This window comes from Rhodosalinus sp., from assembly GCF_041685465.1.
GTDB lineage: Bacteria > Pseudomonadota > Alphaproteobacteria > Rhodobacterales > Rhodobacteraceae > Rhodosalinus.
On sequence record NZ_JAWLFS010000189.1, the window covers coordinates 1 to 6038 of the forward strand.

6 protein-coding genes are annotated in these 6038 nt (G+C 69.5%); all 6 read right to left on the bottom strand.

The features are described 5' to 3' along the window. Positions 1-227, bottom strand: a 227-nt coding sequence (locus ACESL7_RS11910; protein WP_372893539.1) for a 4a-hydroxytetrahydrobiopterin dehydratase, incomplete at its 3' end; no start/stop codon positions are given. Next, complete coding sequence (locus tag ACESL7_RS11915; RefSeq protein ID WP_372893540.1) at positions 224-1411, bottom strand: GNAT family N-acetyltransferase; 1188 nt, start codon at positions 1409-1411, stop codon at positions 224-226. The genes ACESL7_RS11910 and ACESL7_RS11915, both read right to left, overlap by 4 nt. 47 nt (positions 1412-1458) lie before the next feature. Next, on the bottom strand, positions 1459-2223 hold the full coding sequence (locus ACESL7_RS11920; RefSeq protein WP_372893541.1) for a glycerophosphodiester phosphodiesterase family protein: 765 nt from the start codon (positions 2221-2223) through the stop codon (positions 1459-1461). Continuing rightward, positions 2220-2684, bottom strand: a complete 465-nt coding sequence (locus ACESL7_RS11925) for a RidA family protein (RefSeq protein ID WP_372893542.1) — start codon at positions 2682-2684, stop codon at positions 2220-2222. Before ACESL7_RS11925 ends, ACESL7_RS11920 begins: the two co-directional genes overlap by 4 nt. Before the next feature lie 71 nt (positions 2685-2755). Beyond that, the gene (locus tag ACESL7_RS11930) at positions 2756-4036 is read right to left on the bottom strand and encodes an HlyD family type I secretion periplasmic adaptor subunit (protein WP_372893543.1); all 1281 of its coding nucleotides are present in this window, start codon (positions 4034-4036) and stop codon (positions 2756-2758) included. A 137-nt stretch (positions 4037-4173) separates the two neighbouring features. Next, complete coding sequence (locus ACESL7_RS11935; protein WP_372893544.1) at positions 4174-5907, bottom strand: type I secretion system permease/ATPase; 1734 nt, start codon at positions 5905-5907, stop codon at positions 4174-4176. Positions 5908-6038 lie beyond the last annotated feature (131 nt).

Genomic DNA, 6038 nt, shown 5'->3' on the forward strand with positions numbered 1-6038 from the left:
GTGGAGAGCGTGACCTCCACCGTCTTGTAGACGTTGAACCACTCCGGGTGGTGGTCCCATTTCTCGGCCCAGAGCGCGGCGCGCGTCATGAAGCCGAAGGCCTCCACGAAGTTGTCGAACCGGAAGGTCTTGGTGATCGCGTCGCGCCCCTCGACCATGGTCCAGCCCGAGTCGAACAGCGGCGCCAGCATCGTCTCGCGCCCGGTCTCGCTCAGAAGTTCGGTCATTCGCGTTCCTCCACGTTGGCTTTCCGGAAGGGCCCGTAGGCCGTGAGCACCTCGATGTCCTGTTCCACCGCGCGCCGCTCGGCCTCGAGGTAGCGGCCGACCGCCTCGGCGAAGCCGGGCTCGGCCATCCAGTGCAGCGAGTGGATCTCGGCGGGCAGGTAACCGCGGGCGAGCTTGTGCTCGCCCTGCGCGCCGGCCTCGACGCGGGCGAGGCCCCGCTCGATGGCGAAGTCGATGGCGCGGTAGTAGCAGGCCTCGAAATGCAGGCAGGGGTGATGCTCCGCACAGCCCCAGTAGCGGCCGAAGAGCGTGTCGCGCCCGATCAGGTTCATGGCGCCGGCGACCCAGTCGCCCGCGCGCTCGGCCATGACCAGAAGGATGTCGTCGCGCAGCCGCTCCTGCGCGAGGTCGAAGAAGGCGCGCGTCAGGTAGGGCCGCCCCCATTTCCGCGCGCCGGTGTCCTGATAGAAGGTCCAGAACGCCTCCCAGTGCTCGGGGCGGAGGTCGTCGCCCGTGAGCATGCGGATCTCGCCGCCGAAGGCGTTGGCCTCGCGCCGTTCCTTGCGGATCGTCTTGCGCTTGCGCGAGGAGAGATCGGCGAGGAAGGCGTCGAAGTCGGCGTAATCCCGGTTATGCCAGTGAAACTGCTCGGTCACGCGGTGCAGCATCCCGGCGGCGGCGCCGGCCTCGGCCTCCTTGGCCGTGCAGAAGGTGACATGCACGGAGCTCAGCCCCGCGTCGGCGGCGATCTGCGTCGCCCCCTGCAGGAGCGCGGCGCGGCCGGCGTCCTCATGGCCCGGCCGGACCAGCAGGCGCCGCCCCGTCGCGGGGGTGAAGGGCACGGCGATCTGCAGTTTCGGGTAGTAGCGCCCGCCCGCGCGCTCGTAGGCGTGCGCCCAGTTGTGGTCGAAGATGTATTCGCCCTGGCTGTGGCCCTTGGCGTAGAGCGGCGCGACCGCGATCACCTCGTCGCCGCGCCGGGCGGTGAGGTAGTGCGGCTCCCAGCCCGTGCCGGGACCGACGGAGCCGCTGTCCTCCAGCGCCTTCAGGAAGCGATGCGTGGTGAACGGGTCGTGCGGGCGGCCGGCGTCTGCCGCCTCCGGGCAGGCGCAGGCGTCCCAGTCCGCGGCAGGGATCTCGCCGAGGGTGGACAGGGTCCGGATCTCGATGGTCTCGTCGCGCATCCCGCCTCCGTCGCGCTGAGCACAATCTGGGCCGCGCGCGGGCGGGATCAAGCCGGGATCGCCGCGGCGTAGCCCTCGAAGGTGACGTTGTCGGCCAGGCGCCGCGCCGCGCGCTCGGCCTCTTCGGAGCGGATGGTCCAGCAGAGGATGGGCGCGCCAAGTGCCTTGAGGTCGGCCACCCGTGCGCGGTCGAGGTCGCTCGCCTGGTGGCTGACGAAGGCGGCGCCCGTGCGCTCGAAATCGGGGATGTCGCGCAACCGGTCGCGCGTCGCCGCTGGCAGATGCGCCCAGTAATCCGCATCGAAGGCGGCGGTGGTCAGGCCGCGCGGCACCCCGGGCGCGTGCTCGGCCATGGCGGCGACGGAATGCGGGTTGAAGGACATCACCGCGACCGGCCCCGGGTACCCGGCCAGATCGCGCGCCGCGGCCTCCTCCAGCGCGCCGACGCCCGCGCCCATCGCGCCGTCCTGGTCCTTGATCTCGACGAGGAGCGGCACGCGTCCGCCGACGATCTCCAGCACCTCCGAGAAGCGCGGGATGCCCTCCCCGTCGCCGCCCGCGAGCGGGATGCTCGAAAGCTCGTCGGCGGTTCGTGCGCCGATCGCGCCCCTCTCGCCTGTCAGCCGGGCAAGGTCGTAGTCGTGAAAGACCATCGCCACGCCGTCGGCTGCGCGCTGCAGGTCGATCTCGATCGCGTATCCGGCCTCGACCGCCGCGCGCACCGCGGCGCGGCTGTTCTCGGGGCGGCCGGGCCCGTGCAGCGCGCGGTGCGCGACCGGGCGGCGCAGGAACTCGGGGTGCAGCGCCGTCATGCGATCTCGAAGATGCCTTCGATCTCGACCGCGACGCCCAACGGCAGCGACCCGGCCGAGACCGCGGAGCGCGCGTGCCGCCCGGCCTCGCCCAGCGCCTCGACGAGGAAATCCGACGCCCCGTTCACCACCTTGGGCTGCTCGGTGAAATCGGGGGTGGAGTTGACGAAGCCGGTGAGCTTCACGACCCGCGTCATCCGGTCGAGATCGCCGCCGCAGGCCGCGCGCACCTGCGCCAGCAGCATCAGCGCGCAGCGCTTCGCCGCCTCGGCGCCCGCCGCCGTGTCGAGATCGGCGCCGAGCTTGCCGGTGATGAGCTTGCCCTCGGCGTCCATCGAGATCTGCCCCGAGACGTAGAGAAGGCCGCCCGCCTCCACGTAAGGCACGTAGTTCGCCGCCGGCGCGCTCGCCTCCGGCAGGTCGATCCCAAGGTCTTTCAGTCGCGCCATGTATCCGGCCATCTCTGCCTCCCTCGTCCGGCTTTCGCGGCGCGACGCTACAGCCTCACGCACCGGGGGGAAAGGCGGATCGCTCAGGTCTCGCGGAAGGCCTTGGTGAAGTAGTCCGTCAGCGGCTTCGTGAGATAGGTGAGCGGCGTGCGCGCCTCGGTCTGCACGAAAGCTTCCACGGGCATGCCGGGGACCAGCGTCACGGTTTCGGGCAGCTTTGCGCGCTCGTCTTCCGACAGGGTAATCTCGGCACGGTAATAGCTCTGCTGCGAGCCTTCATCGGTGAAGGCGTCGGGCGAGACCGTTCGGACCGTGCCGAAGAGTTCCGGGGTCGTGCGCTGGTTGAGCGCCGAGAAGCGCAGCGTGACCTGCTGCCCGACGCGGATCTGGTCGATGTCGATCGGATCGATCTGCGCGGCGATCACCAGAGGGCGGTTCTGCGGGATGATGTAGAGCACCGGGTCGGCCGGTTTCAGCACCGACCGCGGCGTGGTGACCTGAAGTCCGTAGACCACGCCGCCCAACGGCGCCCGAATTTCGAGGCGCGAGAGGCGCTTTTGCAGCACACGGCGCCGCTCGGAGAGTTCGAGCACGCGGTATTGGAGATCCCGGAACCGCGTGACCGCCTCTTCCCGGCGGTCGCTTTCGAGCTGCAGGACCTCCACTTCGATCTCGGTGATGCGCACTTCGGCCTGGGCCTTCTGGGCGGTCAGTTCGCCCATCTGTCCCTCCAGCCGTGCCTGTTCCCGTTCGAGAGAGAGCACGCGGCTGGCTTGCGCGAGCCCCCGGTCGAGGAGGCTCTGCTGGCCCACAAGCTCACGCTCGATCAGATCGAGCTGGCGCGAGAGCGCGGTCCGCTGGGCCTCGATGCCCTCGATCTGATCGCGGATCTGCGCGGCGCGCCGCGTCAGCTGCTCGCTCTCGCGCTCGATCGATTCGGCGCGTGCCTCGAACAGGCTGACCTGTCCTTGCACCAGCTCGTCAATTTCCGGGTCTTCGCCCGCCCGCCCCAGAAGCTCGGGATCGAAATCGACCCGCCCGGCGCCGAGCCGCTCCGCCTCGAGACGGCCACGACGTGCCATGAGTTCGAAGAGTTCGTTCTCGATGATGGCGAGTTCGGATTCGATGTCGCTCGGGTCGAGGGTGAGAAGCAGCTCTTCGGCCGTCACGGTGTCGCCTTCGTCGACGAGGACCTCCTGCACCACGCCGCCGTCGGGATGTTGAACCACCTGGCGGTTGCGCTCGACCTCGACGTTGCCCGAGGCGACGACGGCGCCCGAGACTTCGGTCATCGCCGCCCAGCTGCCGAAGCCGCCGATCAGCAGCATCGTCGCCAGAAGACCCACGGAGAGCGGAGTACGCATCTGCAGGCGGCGCGACGGTGCACCGGCGCTCCCGTCGCCCGCGGATCCCCTGCCTGGCTTGGCCCGGCGTGGAGGCCCGCTTCGAACGGAGACGGCCGGTTCCCGGCCCTGCGTGTCGGTGCCCTGTTTCTCCTCGCTCATGCCACGCCTCCGGTGCCCGGGGCTTCGAGGATCTCGCGGTGGTTCTTGACCGCCTGCTTCAGCACGTCGTCCCGCGGGCCAAAGGCCGCACGCGCGCCGTTGTCCAGGATGAGAAGCTGATCGCACTCACGGATCGCGGCGGGGCGGTGCGCCATGACGAGCACGGCGCGCCCCGCTTCCTTGAGGCTGCGGATCGCGTTGTTCAGCGCCACGCTGCCGTCGTTGTCCAGATTGGAGTTCGGTTCGTCCAGCACGAGGATCACGGGATCGCCATAGAGGGCCCGGGCCAGTCCGATACGCTGGATCTGACCGCCCGACAGCCGCGCGCCGGCGCCGCGCACCTGCGTGTCGTAGGCTTCGGGCAGTTGCAGGATCATCTCGTGGGCATCGGCCTGCTTCGCGGCCTCGACGACGCGGGCGGCGTCGGGCTCCGTCGACAGCCGCGCGATGTTCTCGGCGATGGTGCCGTCGAAGAGTTCCACCTTCTGCGGAAGATAGCCGATGTAGGCGCCGAGCACGTCTGCCGGGTAGCGGTCGAGCGTCGCGCCGTCGAGCCGGATGCGCCCCCCCGTCGGTCGCCAGACCCCGGTCAGCGCACGCGCCAGCGTCGATTTGCCTGCGCCCGAGGGGCCGATGACACCGACCGCCTGACCGGGCTGCACGGAGAAAGTGACCATGCGAAGCGCCGCCTGCGTCCCGCCCGGCGGCACCATGGTGAGCTGCTGCACGTCGAGCCGCGCGCGCGGCCGCGGCAGCGGCGTCGGGTCGCTTTCGGGCGGCACTTCGGAGAGCAGCTTCGCAAGCGAATCCCACCCCTGCCGCGCCGCCTGAAAGAGCGGCCAGTTTCCGATCGCCAGTTCGACCGGCGCAAGCGCCCGTCCGAGCAGAATGGAGCCCGCGATCATCGCCCCGGGCGTCAGTTCGCCCTGCAGCACGAGATAGGCGCCGACGCCCAGCATCGCCGACTGCAGGAAGAGCCGAAAACTCTTCGTTGCGGAGGTGAAGCTTCCGGAGATGTCTGCGGACGCCAACGTGCCCTCGAGGGCCTGGTCGCGGCCACGCTTCCAGCGGTCGAAGGCATTGTGGCGCATCCCGAGGCTCTGCACCGTCTCCGCCTCGTCGCGGATCTGGCCGGCCATGATATCGGATCTGAACACGGCCGAGTTGCCCTCGCTGTTCGGGCGACGGCTGAAAATCTGGTTGAGGACGGCGAAGCATATCAGGATCGTTCCCCCGGCCACGGCCAGGTACCCCAGCCACGGGTGGAAAAGCGCGATTCCCACGAGAAAGAAGGGTGTCCACGGAATGTCGAACAGCGCCATGAGCGCCGGCGCGGCCGTCAGTCGCTGCACCGCGTCGAGGTCGCGCAGACCGGTCGTCGCGTGCTCGTCCGGCAGGAGAGCGGATTTGCGGACCACCGCATCGAAGACACGCCGATCGAGCCGCGCGCGCATGCGGGCCCCGACCCGCGCCATGATTCGTCCACGCGCGTAGTCGAGAAGACCCATCATCGCGTAAAGGAACGCCACGATCAGCGACAATGCGAGCAGGGTCTCCACGGAGCGGCTGCTGAGCACCCGGTCGTAGATCTGCAGCATGTAGAGCGGGCCGGCCAGCATCAGCAGATTGACGAAGAAGCTGAAGATGCCGACGAACCAGAGGTAGCCACGATTCTCGCGCCGCGCCGCGCGCAGTTCCGCGCGCCCGGCCTGTGTGTCGATCTGCTTCATGCGCGCATGCCCGCCCGACAAATTTGAGACCCGAAAGGAATGGCGCACGCCACCTGGAAACCGTGGCCCCGGAGTGCAATCGGTCCGCCGCCGGCCATGGCGACGCTCGGGAAACGTCGCACCGTCGCGCA